This window comes from Arthrobacter sp. zg-Y895 (genome assembly GCF_020731025.1).
Classification (GTDB): domain Bacteria; phylum Actinomycetota; class Actinomycetes; order Actinomycetales; family Micrococcaceae; genus Arthrobacter_B.
On record NZ_JAJFZY010000003.1, the window covers coordinates 361,375 to 378,088 of the forward strand.

Annotated in this window: 17 protein-coding genes; 1 reads left to right on the forward strand and 16 read right to left on the reverse strand. The window is 66.7% G+C overall.

What is annotated here, in order from left to right; translation table 11 throughout:
• Positions 1-58: 58 nt before the first annotated feature.
• From LJ760_RS03395 to LJ760_RS03430, 8 genes are all read right to left on the reverse strand, one after another.
• Positions 59-346: an HU family DNA-binding protein gene (locus LJ760_RS03395; RefSeq protein ID WP_269436490.1), complete on the reverse strand. Its 288-nt coding sequence runs from the start codon at positions 344-346 to the stop codon at positions 59-61.
• Positions 347-1,242: 896 nt separating this feature from the next.
• Entirely contained in the window at positions 1,243-1,548 is a 306-nt protein-coding gene (gene rpsN / locus LJ760_RS03400) for a 30S ribosomal protein S14 (RefSeq protein WP_227919276.1), read from the reverse strand.
• A 2-nt stretch (positions 1,549-1,550) separates the two neighbouring features.
• On the reverse strand, positions 1,551-1,718 hold the full coding sequence (gene rpmG, locus LJ760_RS03405) for a 50S ribosomal protein L33 (protein ID WP_227919278.1): 168 nt from the start codon (positions 1,716-1,718) through the stop codon (positions 1,551-1,553).
• Positions 1,718-1,954: a 50S ribosomal protein L28 gene (rpmB, locus tag LJ760_RS03410; protein ID WP_146360594.1), complete on the reverse strand. Its 237-nt coding sequence runs from the start codon at positions 1,952-1,954 to the stop codon at positions 1,718-1,720. Before rpmB ends, rpmG begins: the two co-directional genes overlap by 1 nt.
• Positions 1,955-2,328: 374 nt before the next feature.
• Positions 2,329-3,471: a glucose-1-phosphate adenylyltransferase family protein gene (locus LJ760_RS03415; RefSeq protein ID WP_227919281.1), complete on the reverse strand. Its 1,143-nt coding sequence runs from the start codon at positions 3,469-3,471 to the stop codon at positions 2,329-2,331.
• Positions 3,472-3,566: 95 nt separating this feature from the next.
• Positions 3,567-4,061 (reverse strand): MarR family winged helix-turn-helix transcriptional regulator, encoded by a 495-nt coding sequence (locus LJ760_RS03420; protein ID WP_227919283.1) that lies wholly within the window; start codon positions 4,059-4,061, stop codon positions 3,567-3,569.
• A 136-nt stretch (positions 4,062-4,197) separates the two neighbouring features.
• Positions 4,198-5,784 carry an MFS transporter gene (locus tag LJ760_RS03425; RefSeq protein WP_227919290.1) on the reverse strand — a complete coding sequence of 529 codons (1,587 nt, stop codon included), beginning with the start codon at positions 5,782-5,784 and terminating at the stop codon, positions 4,198-4,200.
• Between the two features lie 212 nt (positions 5,785-5,996).
• A complete protein-coding gene (locus LJ760_RS03430) occupies positions 5,997-6,773 on the reverse strand; it encodes an SGNH/GDSL hydrolase family protein (protein WP_227919292.1) in 777 nt (258 codons plus the stop codon).
• 129 nt (positions 6,774-6,902) lie between these two features.
• On the opposite strand from LJ760_RS03430, the gene LJ760_RS03435 reads away from it, so the two are divergent.
• Positions 6,903-7,865, forward strand: coding sequence for a diacylglycerol/lipid kinase family protein (locus tag LJ760_RS03435; protein ID WP_227919293.1), 963 nt, complete (start codon positions 6,903-6,905; stop codon positions 7,863-7,865).
• Positions 7,866-7,897: 32 nt separating this feature from the next.
• On the opposite strand, the gene LJ760_RS03440 is transcribed toward LJ760_RS03435, so the two are convergent.
• From LJ760_RS03440 to LJ760_RS03475, 8 genes are all read right to left on the reverse strand, one after another.
• Positions 7,898-8,899, reverse strand: coding sequence for a M23 family metallopeptidase (locus LJ760_RS03440; RefSeq protein ID WP_227919294.1), 1,002 nt, complete (start codon positions 8,897-8,899; stop codon positions 7,898-7,900).
• A gap of 309 nt (positions 8,900-9,208) precedes the next feature.
• A complete protein-coding gene (locus LJ760_RS03445) occupies positions 9,209-10,273 on the reverse strand; it encodes a FecCD family ABC transporter permease (RefSeq protein ID WP_227919295.1) in 1,065 nt (354 codons plus the stop codon).
• Positions 10,270-11,343 carry a FecCD family ABC transporter permease gene (locus LJ760_RS03450; RefSeq protein WP_227919296.1) on the reverse strand — a complete coding sequence of 358 codons (1,074 nt, stop codon included), beginning with the start codon at positions 11,341-11,343 and terminating at the stop codon, positions 10,270-10,272. Before LJ760_RS03450 ends, LJ760_RS03445 begins: the two co-directional genes overlap by 4 nt.
• Positions 11,344-11,356: 13 nt before the next feature.
• Positions 11,357-12,385, reverse strand: a complete 1,029-nt coding sequence (locus tag LJ760_RS03455) for an iron-siderophore ABC transporter substrate-binding protein (protein ID WP_227919298.1) — start codon at positions 12,383-12,385, stop codon at positions 11,357-11,359.
• Positions 12,386-12,456: 71 nt separating this feature from the next.
• Complete coding sequence (locus LJ760_RS03460) at positions 12,457-13,458, reverse strand: siderophore-interacting protein (RefSeq protein WP_227920904.1); 1,002 nt, start codon at positions 13,456-13,458, stop codon at positions 12,457-12,459.
• A 101-nt stretch (positions 13,459-13,559) separates the two neighbouring features.
• A complete protein-coding gene (locus tag LJ760_RS03465; protein ID WP_227919300.1) occupies positions 13,560-14,465 on the reverse strand; it encodes an ABC transporter ATP-binding protein in 906 nt (301 codons plus the stop codon).
• Position 14,466: 1 nt separating this feature from the next.
• Positions 14,467-15,540 carry a FecCD family ABC transporter permease gene (locus LJ760_RS03470; RefSeq protein WP_442860627.1) on the reverse strand — a complete coding sequence of 358 codons (1,074 nt, stop codon included), beginning with the start codon at positions 15,538-15,540 and terminating at the stop codon, positions 14,467-14,469.
• A complete protein-coding gene (locus tag LJ760_RS03475) occupies positions 15,537-16,676 on the reverse strand; it encodes a FecCD family ABC transporter permease (RefSeq protein WP_227919303.1) in 1,140 nt (379 codons plus the stop codon). The genes LJ760_RS03470 and LJ760_RS03475 overlap by 4 nt, the downstream gene beginning before the upstream one ends.
• Positions 16,677-16,714 lie beyond the last annotated feature (38 nt).

The following is a 16,714-nucleotide window of genomic DNA, read 5'->3' on the forward strand; positions in this document are numbered from 1 at the left end:
GCATCTTCGCGATGCCGGCCCTCTCAAATGCTGCGGCAGGGTTGCCGCTGGTGTTCTGCTACTTCTTGGTGGAGACGGCAGCCTTCAGCTTGGAGCCGGCGGTCAGCTTGACGCTGTGGCCTGCCGGGATCTGAATGGTTTCGCCGGTCTGCGGGTTGCGGCCCGTACGTGCAGCGCGGTCGGTGCGCTCAACTGCCAGCCAGCCCGGGATGGTGATCTTCTCGCCCTTGGAAACGGAATCAACGAAGATGTCGAAGACGGCATCCAGCACGCCGTTGACTGCGGTCTGGCTGTTGCCGGACTTTTCTGCAACTGCGGCAACAAGTTCACTGCGGTTCATAGCCAATTTATGTCCTCCTGGACTCTGGGGTAACTCGAGCGGAACGCGGATGCGAAACCGCCGCTGTTCGAAAACTTACCAGCTTGGACCCCCAACTCCGGCAAAAACCCCTGCATTTAGCGGATTTTTCCCGATAATCAGGCCGAAAAGTGGCTTTTTGCCCTCAATAAGCAGTCAACTCGCGTGGAAGCTGGTCCCGTGATAAGCGGGTTGCCCGGCACCCGCGGGAGCCTGCCTCTGCACCGGCTGAATCCGGGGCGGGAGTGGATCTGCCGGCTCGCGCTGGGGGTTTATTGCACCCGGGGGGGGCGACGCAGCTGGCTCCCCGCGGGTCTTACTCCTCCACCGCGAGGCCTCGGTCGGCCCCACCCCGCATCCGGTGTGCAGATAACGGGCTTATCCGGGGGCCATAACCCCGATATCTGCGCTATCAGCGCCGGACCGGCCTCCGGGCGGGTGGGATATCAAACCATTGTCACGGAATTCCGCCCTGTGATGCCGGACGGTAGAAGGGGCCACTTCAGCGCCAGCAGCGCGAGTGGTTGGGAATCCCTGCCCCGTGCGTGATTACAGCCTCGGATTCCGGCGTTCATAGTGCAGTAAATGCTGCCTGGCCGGTCCGCAGACAGCATCTACTGCACACTCGGCCAGCCGAAGCCTCCTGATGCCCGTCCGAAGTAAAAGAATGGTCTCGGTTCAGTCCAGGCATGCGACGGCGCGACGGCGCGACGGCGTACAGCATGCTGCCCGGCCGTCCCGCAGGGAGCATCACCTGTACAGGAGGCAGCAAGGTAGCCCTTCCTCATCGGCAACGGCTGAAGAGGCCAGGGGGCAAAAGCGTGCTTAACAGCAAGAAGGACGGCCCCTTTGAGGGACCGTCCTTCTAAAGCGGTAGGCAGTGCTTACCAGCTGGACTTCTTGATGCCCGGCAGTTCGCCTGCGTGGGCCATGTTGCGGAAACGCACACGCGAGATACCGAACTTCTGGAGGGTACCGCGGGGGCGGCCGTCAATCTGGTCACGGTTGCGAAGGCGGACCGGGGAAGCGTTGCGCGGAAGCTTCTGCAGGCCGAGGCGTGCAGCTTCGCGGGCTTCGTCGGTAGCGTTTGCGTCGACCAGGGTCTTCTTCAGTTCGAGGCGCTTGGCAGCGTAACGCTCAACAATAACCTTGCGCTGCTCGTTGCGGGCAATCTTGGACTTCTTTGCCATTCTTAGCGCTCCTCACGGAAATCGACGTGCTGGCGGATCTTGGGATCGTACTTCTTCAGAACCATACGATCCGGATCGTTACGACGGTTCTTGCGAGTTACGTAGGTGTAGCCGGTGCCCGCAGTGGACTTCAGCTTGATGATCGGACGTACGTCCTTGTCCTTAGCCACTACAGCTTCACACCCTTCGCGATCAGATCGGTAACAACAGCGTCGATGCCGCGGATGTCAATCGTCTTGATGCCGCGTGCAGAAACCTGCAGCGTCACGTTGCGGCGCAGGGACGGAACCCAGTAGCGCTTCTTCTGAATATTCGGGTCGAACCGACGCTTGTTGCGGCGGTGCGAGTGCGAAATGCTGTGACCAAAGCCGGGGATGGCTCCGGTTACCTGGCAGTAAGCTGCCATGATCTCTCCTCCAGTTGTAGTAAATATGACGGTCCTCAAAAAACAGACACAAGGCGGAAGCGCCTAAGCACCTGCCATAAAGAGCGTCCCGCCACCAGTTTTGACACCGTTATTACTGCGACTTTCCGGAGGTTAACCTGGCGGGGTGAGATCCAGCCGAAGTGCCTCGCCGCGGGGAAGACGGTGAAGTTCAGGCAGCCGAACGGGAGAACCCGGCTCGACAGCCTTCAATTCTAGGTTTATACGGGTGGCCGTGCAAATACTCCCCTGCCCGCGCGGAGCGGAACAGGTTAACACACACACGACTTAACGCCTCTCTATCCTAGGGGCAACGGGCGTTTCGTTCAAACTCGGAGGTACCTGCGTGCCGGGTATCACGACGACGGCGGGTCCGCCTTCGAATCGCGTCCCACCACGGCCACGCCGTTTTCCGGATCCAACTCCGCCCCGTCCAGTTTCCGCCCTCCACCGATCACCGTCGTGGAGTCCACGATCAGGTTTGCGATACGCGCTCCGGACCGGACCACCACGCCGTCCAGCAGCACGCAGGAATCCACTTCGGCACCGGCCTCCACCACTGCGCCGGCGCTGAGAACGCTGCGGCGGACGCTGCCTTCGACCCGGGCACCGGGAGACAGCAGGCTCTCCGCGGCGACACCGTTCGGCCCGACATAGGCCGGCAGCCGCCGCGGGCTGGCGGAAAGGATCGGCCACTGCGGATCATCGAAATCCAGGCCGTTGCCCTCGATCAGGTCCAGGTGCGCCTGGTGGTAACTGCGCGGCGTGCCCATGTCCCGCCAGTATCCCGGCAGCCGGTATTCCACGACTTTTTCCTGTTCCACCAGGTAGGGAATGAGCTGGTCTCCGTAGTCCTCGAGCTGCCCGTCCCGCTGCACCAGGGTTTCCAGTGCGTTCAGCAGGACATCGGTGTCATAGAGGAAGATCTCCGCCGCCACCAGGTCCGTCTTCGGATCCTGGGGCTTGTACTCGAATCCGGTGACCAGCCCGTCGGTTACCTCGACCACTCCGTGGTCCCCCGGATTGTTGTTGATCTTCGTGGTGACCAGGGTCAGGGCCGCGCCGTTTGCCTGGTGGGTTTCGACGACGTCGCGGTAGTCCAGGCGGTAGAGATGGTCGGCGCTGAGCACCAGCACGAGGTCCGGGTCGAATTCGCGGATGTAATCCGCCTGGCGGTACAGGGCGTCCGCGTTGCCCTGGGCGAAGCCTTCGCCGTCGCCGCCCTGGAACGGCGGAAGCACCCGCAGCCCGCCCTGGGTGCGGTCAAGGTCCCAGGGCCGCCCGCTGACCATCTGGTCATTGAGCGACTGGGGCTTGTACTGCTCCACAATCCAGACATCGCCGAAGCCGCTGTTGTGCAGGTTGGAGAGGGAAATATCGATGAGGTTGTAGGACCCGGCAACCGGGATGGCCGGTTTCGCTCGGTGGTCCGTCAAGCTGCCCAACCGTCCGCCGGCACCGCCGGCGAGGACTACGGTCAGGATTCGGGGTACGCGCATGCTGTGGTGCCTCTCATCGTGCCGTGGTTATCGTGCGTTTGCTCGGTATCCACGCTAACAAGGGCAGGCATCCGGGCAACAAGTTGACTTTGGCGCTACGGGGACTGATTCGGCCCGAGAATGCCGTTGCCGGGGTCGAGGCGGGCGAGTATCTTCTTTCCCACCCGTTCCAGATCCGCGACGTCTTCGTCGGAGAGGCCGTCGAAAACCGCCTTCCGGACGGATTCAACATGTTGCGGTGCAAGTCCCTCGAGGGCGGCCATGCCTTCATCCGTCAGTGCCGCCGTCGTCACCCGGGCATCCGCAGGCGAGGGGGTCCGGGACATCCAGCCGCGCTGCTCAAGTTTCTTGACCACATGGGAAAGCCGGGACAGCGAAGCGTTGGAGCGCGCGGCCAGCTCACTCATCGGCAGGGACCTGCCTTCGGCCTCGGAGACCATGGCCAGGACGTGGTAATCGAAGAGGGTGATCCGCGCGCGGCGGAACAGATCGGCGTCGAGCGCGGCCGGGAGGAGGCCCGATACGGCGTATAGGGCCAGCCAGGCCTGCCGTTCCGGGGCGCTTAGCCAGCGGGGGGTGCTCTCAGTCATCCCGGCGTTCCTCTCGTCAAAGCTTTAGGTTTCAATGATCGCAGGGTTCGGGCTGCGCTCCAACCGGTGCCAAACGGCAGGAGCCGACCGGACGCGCGGGGCGTCCGGCCGGCTCCTGTGGCTGGCGGTATTGCGGTTAGCGGCTGACGCCGGGTTCTGCGCGGTTGTCAGCAGGCTCTGCAGCGGAGGGCGCCTGCTGGCTCCCCAGCGTGTCGAACGGCAGCGAATCGACGTCGAGCCGCGGGTTCTCGTCCTGGCCTGCCACCAGTTCGCGTGCCTCGGCATGGGTGTCCACGCTCGGCATGGACCCGGGCATCGGTCGGTTGGCTGATTCCTTCATAACGCCTACGGCAATGGCACCGGCCACGGAGGTGAACATCAGCCAGTAGGCCGGCATCATGTCGTTGTCCGTGAGGGTGATCAGGCCCTGCATGATCAGCGGCGCGGTGCCGCCGAAGATGGCAACGGCGAAGTTGTAGGAGATGCCCATGGCACCGTAGCGGCTGGCGGTCGGGAAGAGCGCCGGCAGTGCGGAGGCCAGGTTGGACACGTAGAAGGTCACCGGGATGGCCAGCAGCGCCAGGCCGAGCAGGGTCGTGGCAACCGGCCCCTGGTCAATCAGCCAGAAGGACGGAACAGCCAGGACGATGGTGGAGCCGGCACCCATCCACAGCACCGGACGGCGTCCGATGCGGTCGGAAAGCTTGCCGGTGAGCGGAATGCACAGGGCCATCAGAACCAGCACGGGGATGGTCAGCATGGTGCCGTGGACCGGATCGTAGCCCTTGGAATCCGTCAGGTAGGAGGGCATGTAGGACGTCAGCGCGTAGCCCACGGTGTTGGCGGCGGCCACGAGGACCATGGCCAGCACGATCGGACGCCAGTAGGCACGGAAAATGCCCATGGTGCCCAGCGACTCGGTTTCGTCGCCGGCCTTGGCGCCCGCTTCCTGTGCATCCAGGGTGGCCTGGAAGGCCGGGGATTCTTCGATCTTGAGCCGGAAGTAGATGGCTACGGCGCCCATCGGTCCCGCGACCAGGAACGGGATGCGCCAGCCCCACTCCACCATGTCGGCGTCGGAGAGCAGCAGCTGCATCACCGAGACGACGGCTGCACCCAGGGCGAAGCCCAGGTAGCTGCCCAGGTCCAGGATGCTGGCGAGGAAGCCGCGCCGCTTGTCGGAGGCGTATTCGGTAACAAAGGTGGTGGCACCGGCGTACTCGCCGCCGGTGGAGAAGCCCTGCAGCAGCTTCATAAGCACCAGCAGGATCGGAGCCCAGATGCCGATGGTGCCGTAGCTGGGCAGCAGGCCGATGACGAAAGTGGAACCGGCCATCATGATCAGCGTGATGGCCAGGGTCTTCTGCCGGCCCATGCGGTCGCCGAGGCGCCCGAAGACGACGCCGCCCAGCGGACGGGCGATGAAGGTGGCAGCGAAGACGCCGAGGCTGAAGAGCAGCTGTGCGTCCTTGTCGGCGTCGGACAGGAAAACGGCACCCATGGTGACGGCCAGGTAGCCGTAGACACCGACGTCGAACCATTCCATGGTGTTGCCGACGACGGTGCCGCCGACAGCCTTTTTCATCATGGACTTGTCGACGACATTTACGTCGTCCACCTCAAGTCGGCGGCGCCGCAGGGGGGACCTGCGGGTCTTGCGGGCCGCCTGTGTGGATGGTGAATCCGGGGTTCCGGAAACGCGGGGCGGTGCATCTTTCGGCATGTGGGCCTTCCCTCGATCGAAGTCGGCTGCTGGAGACAGAAGCAACCACCCGAGCACCACACGGTGCCGGGCAGGCCTACAAGTTTATGAAATCTGCGGTGCATCCACCGAATCGAGGAACGTAATTTCCCTTGTCAGGGCAGGGGCCGGGACCGGTTTCGGTATACAAACAGCGTACTTATCACCGCATATGTGATTTCCCGCACGGGTCGCTACGAAGCGGGCAGCGGCGGGTGGGTCAGCTCCGGATAACGGGGGCTGAGGTTGTCCCCGGAAGACACTCCGCGGAGCCGGCGGCTCACCCACGGGCCCAGGTATTCGCGCGCCCATTGGGCGTCCTTGCGGAGCTGCTCCACCCGGTTGCGCGCAGGCAGCTCCTCCAGCTCCGGAGTGTTAATGGCGTCCGTTCCGCGGAGCACTTCCAGCACCTTCTTGGCGGTCAGCATGTGACCGGCCGGGGACATGTGCAGGCGGTCCACGGCCCAGTACCGTTCGTCCTGGAGGTTCTTCATGCGCCAGTAGTCCACCAGCACGGCATCGTTCTTCTCCACTGCCTCGCGGACCAGTTCGTTGTAGATCGCCGTGCGTCCGCGGGTGCGTCCGAAGACCGGGGAATTGCCGGAATCGAATCCCGTGAAGACAAGCACCGCGGCACCGCTGGAGCACAGCTTCGCAATCCCGGCGTCGTAGGCGGCAACTATCGCGTCAATATCCACCTTGGGACGCAGGATGTCATTGCCCCCTGCATAGATGGTCACCAGCGTGGGCGACAGCGCGATGGCGGCATCCACCTGCTCGTTCAGGACCTGGTGCAGCTTCTTGCCGCGGATGGCGAGGTTCGCATACCCCCAGGAGCTGTCCGCGAGCACCAACTGCTCGGCCACGCGGTCCGCCCACCCGCGCACGCCGTTGGGACGGGTCTCATCCTCATCCCCCACGCCTTCCGTAAACGAATCACCCAGGGCCACGTATCGCTGCTTGAAAGTCACCACCACAGATTACAAGCTTCCTCGAGAAACTCCCGTTCCAAGCCGGGTGCCGCACCAGCCACAGCCTGGCCCGGTACCGGGCTAGACTCAGAGCCGGACCATAGTTCGCATGCTTACGATAAGGACACCATGACCAGCCCAGACACCCAGTCGCGTCCCCGTGCCGCCGTCATTGTGAACCCCATCAAGAAGACGGATTTTGACGTCCGGGTGCGGGTTGCGGAAATCTGCGCCGACGAAGGCTGGGATGAGCCGTTGTTCTTCGACACCGAGGAAGCGGACCCGGGGCACTCCATGGCGCGCAAGGCCATGGAAGCCGGTGTCGACCTGGTGATTGCCGCCGGCGGAGACGGTACCGTGCGCTGCGTCGCCGCGGAGCTGGCCGGCACATCCTTCCCCATGGGCCTGCTGCCGCTGGGCACCGGCAACCTCCTGGCCCGCAACCTGGACATCGGGGTCGATGATCCCGAGCAGGCAGTCCGCGCCGCCCTCAACGGCACGGAGCGGCGCATCGACGTCGTCCACGTCACCGTTGATGAAGCCGTGGACAGCGACACCTTCCTGGTGATGGCGGGGCTGGGCTACGACGCCGGCATGATGGCGGACACCAAGGACACGCTCAAGGACAAGATCGGCTGGCTGGCGTACGTCGACGCCGGCATCCGGAACCTTCCCGGCAAGCCTGTGAAGACCACCATCTCGATCGACGGCGGCAAGCCGATCCACCGCCGTCTCCGCAGCGTCATGGGTGGAAACTGCGGCAAGATCACCGGCGGCCTGGAGATTTTCCCGGGTGCCAAACTCGACGACGGGCTGCTGGACATCCTGACCCTGGCGCCCAAGGGCAAGCTGGGCTGGGTGGGCGTGGTGACCGGGCTGCTGCGCCGCGGCAAGGGAAGCAGCACCGCTGTGGAGTACTACCAGTGCAAGCGCGCCGAGGTGTGGGCCGAGTCCCCGCTGGACTTCGAAATGGACGGCGACCATCTGGGCAACGCCACCCATATCCTGTTCGAGATGGATGCCAGTGCCCTGCGCATCCGGATGCCCTACGGCAAGAAGGACCCTGCGGTCCTCACCAACCCGGTTCCGTAACCCGTGACCCGGGCCGTCTCCGGACGGCCCGGTTACAGCCAGCCCATCGGGTCTTCGTAGTCCCCGTGGCGCAGCACTTCGAAGTGCAGATGCGGCCCGGTGGAGTTGCCGGTGCTGCCGACTCCACCCACCACTGCGCCGGCGTCCACGGCCTGCCCCACACTCACGTCAATGCTGTTGAGGTGGTTGTAGGTGGTCTGCAGTCCGTCACCGTGGTCAACAACCACGCGCAGCCCGCCGCCGCCGGTGGTATGCCAGCCGGCTTCCGTGACGGTGCCGCCGAGCATGGCCTTCACCGGGGTTCCGGTCACCGCGCCGAAGTCCGTTCCGGTGTGGAATTCCAGGGCGCCCGGGGCGAGCGGGTTGTCCCGGTAGCCGAACGGAGACGTGACCACCATGTCGTCCACGGGAGGGACAGGTCCCGGGTCCGGTTCGGCAACCGGTTCCGGAGCAGGCTCGGGGGCCGGTTCCGCTGCAGCCGGTTCCGCCGCAGGTGCCGGTTCGGGAGCCTCCGCTGCGGGAGCACCGCCGTCCGTGCCGTCCCCGCCGTCCGCGCCGTGGACTGTGGGCAGCTCGGACACCACAACCTGGCGTTCAATCCGCAGGTCCGGTTCGGCTGATTCGGCCGTCCCGGTGACGAGCCCGCCGATAGCGACGGCGGCGGCGATGGACAGCGCGCCGGTCCGCCGGTTGGGGGCATCGTTCTCCTGGATCCAGTTTCGAGCCCGTTCGCCCAGCCCTTTGGCGTGGGCCCCCAGTTCCTTTGCCCGGGCACCCGCTTCCTTGGCCGCACGGCCGCTAAGGTCTTCAGCCCGGGTACGGAGCGTTCCGGCCTGGGTGCGCAGGTCCTTCACGCGCGCCCGCACGCTTTCGGCGGAGATCCGGAGGTCAAGGGGATTCCGTTCGGGAGCCTGTTCTCCCGTCGGGCGCCTCCCCGCCAGGGTCCGGTCCCGGACATTGGCGGGTGCGCGGAGCAGGGCCGAAGAGGAATCGGAGTTCTCTGAATGTGCGGAGTCTAAAAAGTGCTCGGTCAACAATCACCTCAGTGTGCGTTGGTCAAGGACTCTTCCGTGATCCGGACTTTCTGCCGTCCGTTGCGTTCCGGGCCCGGGCAGCCTTCACCGGGTTCCCTGGAGCGCTGAAGCCGGACTGGAACGTATCTGCGGGACCATCCCGGTCCTCCGCCTGGCAATCCGGCCCGGTTTTAATTCTAGAAACCGGCAGGCCGCCGGTCTCCCTTTTGTGGCCAATCCCAACACACCCGGTGACCCATGTCCGGCACCCCCGTGTCAGAGGTCTCGCCAACACCCGGGCCCACGGCCGGTCCGGCTCAGGGCACGTGCTCAGAGCACGCCCTTTCGTGCCTCCCCGAACAAGAGGTACCCCAGATAGAGGCTGCCCAGAGCCGCAGTGAAGATGCCCACGGGCAGGGCTGCGCCGACGTCGATCTGCTGGACGGTGAAGTCGGACAGCGTCAGTACCAGCGCGCCCACCAGCGCCGGTGCAGCAACACCGGGTGAGGAAACCCCGAGCAGGCGCAGCGCGATCTGCGGGGCAACCAGGGCCACGAACGCCACGGGCCCGCACACGCTGACAGCCGCGGCAGCCAACACCACCGCCAGGAGGATGGCGATCGTACGGGTACGCACCACCCGGACGCCGAGCCCGGCGGCTATGTCATCGCCGAGGGACACCAGGTTCAGCTGCCGCTGCAGCGCGGCCGCGGCGGGCAGTGAGAGGACGAGGGCGACGGCGATCGTGGCCACATGGGACCAGGACCGGGAAGCCAGGGACCCGTTGAGGTAGAACGCCAGCGTCTGCGCCTGCTGCTCCCCCACGGTCGTCATTGCCAGCGAGGTCAAGGCGGTTGCTACGGCGGAAATGCCGATGCCGGCCACAATCAGTTTCCCGGGCCGCGCGAACCCGCGGCCGGTGCTGAGCCAGACCAGTCCCACAGCCACGGCACCACCCAGGATCGCGGCGACGGGCACCGGCAGGTAGCCCGGCCAAAGCGTGGTTGCGGCGGCTCCGGCAGCCGCACCGCTGGTCAACCCAACCACCTCCGGGCTGCCCAGCGGGTTGCGGGTAACCGTCTGGAAGAGGGAGCCGGCCACACCGAACGCGATACCCGCGCCCACCGCGGTCAGGAACCGCGGCCCGCGCAGCCGTTCGAGTACAAAGGAAGCGCTTCCCTCCGGCGGCGAGACGGCAAGTCCGAACAACTCACGCCAGGTCAGCCCCAGCTCCCCGGCGGTCAGCGTGAATGCTCCCACCAGGATCAGTGCGACGGTCAGGAGGAGGCAGATCAGGAGGCTGCGCCTGCGGTACTGGAAGCTCAAGCGCTTGCCCAGGCGGACGGTGCGGGTTCCCGGCACGCGGTTCCCGGGCACGGTGCGGACGCCGCTCATGCCACCGCCCGCATCCGGCGGACGGCCAGGATCAGCAACGGTGCGCCCAGCAGGGCGGTGATGACGCCGGTGAGCATTTCCCCGGGCTGCGCCACGAGGCGGCCTGCAACGTCCGCAAACAGGAGCAGGGCAGGCCCGACAATCGCGCTCAGGACCAGCAGCCAGCGGTGGTCCGGGCCGGTAAAGCTGCGCACGATGTGCGGCACTGCGAGGCCGACAAAGCCGATGGGCCCGACGGCGGCGGTCGCCGAGGCGCACAGGAGAGCGGCGGCCAGGGCGCCGGTGACCTTGGCGGTCTGCGGCCGCAGGCCGAGCGATGCCGCGGCTTCCTCGCCCAGTGCCAGGGCGTTCAGGGTCCGCCCGGTGGCGAGGGCGGCGACCAGTCCCACCAGGAAGAACGGCAGGACGTCATAGGCCTGCTCCATGGTCCGTCCGCTCAGGGACCCCACTGCCCAGAACCGGTACATGGTGAACACATCCGGGCGGGTCAGGGCAATGGCTTGGATATAGGAGAGCAGCACCGCGGAAATCACGGTGCCGGCCAGGACCAGCCGGACCGGCGTCGAACCGCGCCGGCCGGAGGCGAGGCCGTACACCACCAGCACGGTGAGCAGGGCACCGGGCAGGGCTACCCAGACATTCGCGCTCGTGGCGCCGAGGCCGAAGAACGCCATTCCCGTGACCATGGCGGCTGCGGCTCCCGCGTTGACGCCCAGGATGCCCGGATCCGCGAGCGGATTGCGGGTCAGGCCCTGCATGATTACCCCGGCCACGGCCAGGGCGGCGCCGGCCACCATGCCCAGGACGGTCCGCGGCATCCGGCTGGCCACCACGTCATCGGCATAGGTGCTGCCGGTGCCGCTGATTTCCGTCCACAGCGACGCCGCGACCTCCGCCGGGCTCAGCTGGTGGGCGCCGACGGCGAGGCTGGTGATGACGGCGAGGAACAACATACCCAGCCCTGCGGCCAGCAGCGCCGTCCCGCGCCCGGCGCCCAGCAGCGGACGCCGCGGAGCGGCCTGCGCACCTGCACCGGCCGCTCCCGGGTTTCCGGCCTGCGCCGGAACCAAGCCAGGCGTCGAATTAGCCGACCTTGGCAACTGCTTCTTCAATCATCGGCTCGAACCGATCCAGGACCCACGGAACGCTCAACGGCGTCAGGAAGCTGGAGGCCATGCCGACCTGGCGGTCCAGGCTGCGCACCACGGAGTCGCGTTCAACCGCGGGGATCTGCGCGAAAAGCCGCTGCTCTTCGGTGCGCTGCTGCTCCGCTTCGTCGTTGTACCAGGTGAACAGCACGTCGACGTCGTTCAGCTTGCCGGCGTTCTCCAGCCCCAGGTCCGAGGTGAAGCTTCCCTCGCTCGAGGGAATGTCCTGCACCTCGGGGGCCACGGCCATGCCCAGCGCGGTGAGGATATCCACGCGTGCGTCACCCTCGTTGTAAAGCACCAGGGAGCCCGGGGCGCCGCCGCCCCAGACGTAGGCGAAGGTCTTTCCGGCAAACTCGGGATGCTCGGCCGCGCTGTCCGCCAGGGACTGCCCGATGCCGTCAACTGCATCCTGTGCTGCCTCCGGTTCGCCAAGGGCCTTGCCGATGAGCGCAATCTGGTCATCCCAGCTGATGTTCCAGGCCTGCTCCGGGTAGGCCACTGTGGGAGCGAGATCGTTGAGGATATCGAAGTCCTCCTGGGTGATGCCGGAGTTCGGGGCCAGGATCAGGTCCGGTTCCAAGGCAACAATGGCATCAATGTCAATGTCCTGTCCCCCGGTGAAGGTGGTCGGGAAATCGTCGCCGCGTTGCTCGATGGCTTCGCTGACCCACGGGTAGTTGCCGTGTTCGTCGTTGCCCCAAGTGACTTCTTCGACGCCCACCGGCGTGGTGCCCAGCGCGACGGCGGTGTCCGCGGAGCCCCAGCCGATGGTGACCACGCGTTCGGGCTTTTCCTCAACCACGGCCTGCCCCAGGGCGGAGTCGATGGTTACCGGAAAGTGCTCCGACCCTGCAGTGCTTGCCCCGGCCTCCGGGCTGTCCCCCGCGTCTGCACCGCAGCCGCTCAGGGCCAGCAGGACCGCAGGGACCGCCAGCGCAGCGGCAATCGGAGTTCTTTTCATGGTTCTTCCTCTCAGGAGGACGGGCCCGCCGTATGGCAGGCCCGTCTAATAAAAAATCAGGTGCGGATTCGCTAGGAAAGCTCGGCTCGGCCCTTGCGCCAGTAGCCCATAAAGGCCACCTGCTTGCGGTCGATCCCGACGTCGCGCACCAGGTAGCGGCGCAGTCCGCGCACCACGGCGGCCTCGCCGGCAATCCAGGCATAGAAGGGAAGGGCGCCGGACGGGGCGTGCGGATTCCGCGAGGCTTCCACCACGGCGGGATCCAGCCGCTGCGGGGTTTCCCACAGGATGGCCTCGTCCACGTTGACTTCCTCGGGTTCCCGCAGGGTGGGGCTGGGGCGGAACGGTGCGCCGTCGGCCGTCTCCACCGATGCCCAGCCCGGCAGTGCCACGACCTGCCGCACCGCGGCGTCGAGCAGTTCGCCGTGCGGCCGGGAACCGCGGGCCAGCCAGATCATCTGCACGCCGGAGTTGGTGCTGACCTCCTGGCGGTCGCCGCTGGACGGAATTTCCATCAGGGCGTGGCCGGTGACGTCTTCGGGCAGCGACTCCAGGATCGCGGTGATGGCCGGTACGGCGGTTTCATCCCCGGCGAGCAGCACGTGCCGGGCCATGCCGGGACGCCATTCGATGCCGCCGTAGGACTCGGCGGTGACGCACTGGGCAACGTTCGGTCCAATGATGCAGACCCGGTCCCCCGGTTCCGCGGAAGCCGCCCAGCTGGAAGCCGGTCCGCCCTTGCCGTCCTCGTCGAAGTGCATCACGAAGTCGACGTCGATCTCCGGTTCGGACCCGGAGCAGCGGGCATCGCGGACGGTGTAGGTTCGCATGCAGCCGCGGGTGGCCGGATCCAGCTTCAGCCAGTCCTGGTACCAGCCGGCGTCGAGCGTGGAGAGGTCCGGCAGCGGCAGGGAAGTGCCGTCCGCGTCGACGCAGGGCACAATCACCTTGATCCGCAGATCGTGGGTCAGTCCCTGCACGCCGAAGTCGGCCAGGCAGGGGCCGGCGAAGGTGACTCGCTGGAAGTTGGTGCCCACCCGGGCAATCCGTTTGACCTCAACGTCGAAGGACATCACGGCGCCGGCGCTGCGGGCACGGCGGCCGTGGCGGGCCGGAACGGTTGCGGCGGTTGCGGCGGAAGCCGCAGTTGCCCCGTTGGCGGAGCGGACGTGCGTCATGATGCGGCCTCCATGGGCTCGTTGATGCCGGACCGGCGCTGGCCGTCCCCCGGATTGGGCAGGTAGCCCTGTGGTTTTTCCGGTTCCGGTTCCGGTTCCGGTTCCGGTTCGGCGCTGTGGTGGCGGCCCAGCGGGACGACCATCGGCGTGCCGGAGACCGGGTCCGGGATAACGCGGGAGGCCAGCCCGAAGACGGCGCCCACCAGTTCCTCGGTCACGACGTCGGCCGGGGCGCCTTCTGCGGCAATCTTCCCGTCCTTCATGGCCACCAGGTGGTCCGCGTAACGGGCGGCCAGGTTCAAATCGTGCAGCACGATGGCCACGGTGGTGCCGGCCCGCCGGTTGAGGTCGGTAATCAGGTCCAGGACTTCGATCTGGTGGGTGACGTCCAGGAAGGTGGTGGGTTCGTCCAGCAGCAGGATGTCCGTTTCCTGTGCCAGGGCCATGGCAATCCAGACCCGCTGGCGCTGGCCGCCGGAAAGCTCATCCACGCTGCGTCCGGCCAGGTCCACCGTGTCGGTGGCGGCCAGCGCGGCGGCCACCGCGTCGTCGTCGGCGGAGGTCCACTGCCGGAACCAGCCCTGGTGGGGGTAGCGGCCGCGGCCCACCAGATCCGCCACCGTGATCCCCTCGGGGGCGGTGGGTGTCTGCGGAAGCAGTCCGAGCGTGCGCGCCACCTGCCGGCTGGGCACGGCGGAGATATCCTTGCCGTTCAGGTAGACGGTGCCGGCGGTGGGCTTCAGCAGCCGGGCCAGGCCCCGCAGCAGGGTGGACTTTCCGCAGGCATTGGCACCGACGATGATCGTGATTTTTCCGGCGGGGAGGGTGAGCGAAAGCGAGTCCACCACTTTGCGCTCGTCGTATCCGAGCTCCAGCTTTTCAGCGGAAAGCAGGTTCTCCATGTCAGCCTCCTTGGCCTACGCGGTTTGACGTGACCAGCAGCCACAGAAGAAAAGGGGCCCCGAGGGCACCGGTCACCACGCCCACGGGCAGGGTGACGCCGGGGATGAGGTTGGCACCGACGAAGTCTGCTGCCAGGACGATGCAGGCGCCGACCAGTCCGGCGGTGAGCAGAGTGCCCTCCCCGCCCATCAGCCGGCGGGCGATGGGTCCGGAGAGGAACGCGATGAAGGCCACCGGGCCGGCTGCCGCGGTGGCGACGGCGGCCAGGCCTACGCCGACGATGATCAGGGCCAGCCGTGCCGATTCGACGCGGATACCGAGGCCGGCAGCGGCGTCGTCACCGAGTTCCAGTCCGCGCAGGCTGCGGGAGAGCACGGCCGCAGCGGGAAGCAGCACCAGCAGGAAGGCGGCCAGGACCGCTGCACGGTCCCAGCTGCTGTTGTTCAGGGAACCGTTCAGCCATACGAGCGCCTCGGAGGCGGTGCGGATATCCGTCCGGGTCAGCAGGAAACTCACCAGTGCCTGCATCACGGCGGCGAAGCCGATGCCCACCAGCACCAGCCGGTAACCCGCCGCACCGCCGCGGCGGGAAAGCAGGTAGATGGCCAGGGCCACCACCAGCGCTCCCACCAGCGCGACGACGGACACCGTGGTCCCGGCGGCGCCGAACAACACGATTGCGCACACGGCGCTGGCACTGGCGCCGTAGCTGATGCCGATGATGTCGGGGCTGGCCAGGGGGTTGCGCAGCAGGGTCTGGAATACCGCCCCGGCTATCCCGAACCCCACCCCGATCAAGGTGCCGATGACTGCCCGGGGAAGCTTGCTCTCCATCAGGATGTAGGTTGCACCGGGGATCTGCTCCCCGAACAGGATCCGGAAGAAATCCGGGATGGTGAAGGTATAGGTGCCCAGCAGGACGTAGACCGCGAACAGCACGAACACCGCGACGGCCAGCAGCGACGGCACCAGCACCCGGCGTCGTCGTCCTTGTCGCCGGGCGGCGCGGACCGCTTCTGCCGCGCCGGCGGGTGCGGTGCGGGGGCCGCGCGGAGTCTCGACGGCGGTGCTCACAGTTCGGCCAGCTTCCGGCGCCGCACGAGCCAGATGAAGACCGGCGCGCCGATCACTGCGGTAGTGACCCCGACGGGGATTTCCCCCGGCGGCAGCAGGACCCGGCCCACCACGTCGGCGGTGACCAGCAGTGCCGGGGCGAGGAGCATGGAGAAGGGCAGAATCCAGCGGTAATCCGGGCCGGTGAAACTGCGCACCACGTGCGGGATGACCAGGCCGATGAACGCGATGGGTCCGGCGGCTGCAGTGGCAGCACCGCACAGCAGCACCACCCCCAGCGCCGTGATCCCCCGTGTGAGTCCCACGCGCTGGCCGAGCCCGCGGGCAACGTCGTCGCCCAGGCTCAGGCCGTTCAGGGCCCGGCCGGCGAAGACGGAAATCAGGGCACCTGCCGCCAGGAACGGCAGCACCGCGACGATGGTGTCCCAGTTCCGTCCGGACACGCTGCCCACCTGCCAGAAGCGAAAGGTATCCAGGGTCTGCTGGCTGGAGACCAGCACGGCGCTGAGCAGGGACATCAATCCGGCGCTGAGCGCTGCGCCGGCCAGGGCCAGCTTGACGGGCGTGGCGCCTTCCCGGCCGAGGCTCGCCACCAGATAAACGACGACGGCGGCTCCCGCAGCGCCGGCTAGGGCAAACCAGATGTAGCCGTTGAGGTTGGTGACGCCGAAGATGTAGATGCCCAGCACCACCGCGAACGCCGCACCGGCGTTGACACCCAGGATGCCTGGGTCTGCCAGCGGATTACGGGCCACGCCCTGCATGGCCGCACCGGCCAGGCCGAGCGCGGCGCCGGTGACCAGGCCCAGGACCGTCCGCGGAACGCGGGAGTGGACCACCGCATGGTCTCCGTTGGCCGGGTCGAAGGCGGTAAAGGCCTCCCAGACGGTGCCGGGGGCAACCGGCCGGGCGCCGATGGCCACGGACGCGGCACATGCCACGGCAAGGAACGCAAGGGTCAGGAGGAGCAGGCCGAAACGTCGTCCGGATCCGCGGTTTCCGGCGGATTCCGGCCGGGAAACGGCAGGTTCAGTGCCGGGACCGGTGGTCTTGCCCGCGGAGGAAGCCGCTTCGGTGAGGTGCACGCGGGAGCCGCGCTGGCGGGGAACGCCTGACTGGCGTGCGGCAACGCTCACGTAGGCACCTCCCTAGAGCAACAGGCAATTTCTTAAGT

What these genes read in the sequence shown, in the direction of transcription:
- rpsN (WP_227919276.1), bottom strand. Translation starts at nt 1,548, where the DNA reads ATGGCAAAGAAGTCCAAGATTGCCCGCAACGAGCAGCGCAAGGTTATT.
- LJ760_RS03445 (WP_227919295.1), bottom strand. Translation starts at nt 10,273, where the DNA reads ATGAGCGGCGTCCGCACCGTGCCCGGGAACCGCGTGCCGGGAACCCGC.
- LJ760_RS03420 (WP_227919283.1), bottom strand. Translation starts at nt 4,061, where the DNA reads ATGACTGAGAGCACCCCCCGCTGGCTAAGCGCCCCGGAACGGCAGGCC.
- rpmB (WP_146360594.1), bottom strand. Translation starts at nt 1,954, where the DNA reads ATGGCAGCTTACTGCCAGGTAACCGGAGCCATCCCCGGCTTTGGTCAC.
- LJ760_RS03425 (WP_227919290.1), bottom strand. Translation starts at nt 5,784, where the DNA reads ATGCCGAAAGATGCACCGCCCCGCGTTTCCGGAACCCCGGATTCACCA.
- LJ760_RS03455 (WP_227919298.1), bottom strand. Translation starts at nt 12,385, where the DNA reads ATGAAAAGAACTCCGATTGCCGCTGCGCTGGCGGTCCCTGCGGTCCTG.
- LJ760_RS03465 (WP_227919300.1), bottom strand. Translation starts at nt 14,465, where the DNA reads ATGGAGAACCTGCTTTCCGCTGAAAAGCTGGAGCTCGGATACGACGAG.
- LJ760_RS03460 (WP_227920904.1), bottom strand. Translation starts at nt 13,458, where the DNA reads ATGTCCTTCGACGTTGAGGTCAAACGGATTGCCCGGGTGGGCACCAAC.
- LJ760_RS03435 (WP_227919293.1), top strand. Translation starts at nt 6,903, where the DNA reads ATGACCAGCCCAGACACCCAGTCGCGTCCCCGTGCCGCCGTCATTGTG.
- LJ760_RS03415 (WP_227919281.1), bottom strand. Translation starts at nt 3,471, where the DNA reads ATGCGCGTACCCCGAATCCTGACCGTAGTCCTCGCCGGCGGTGCCGGC.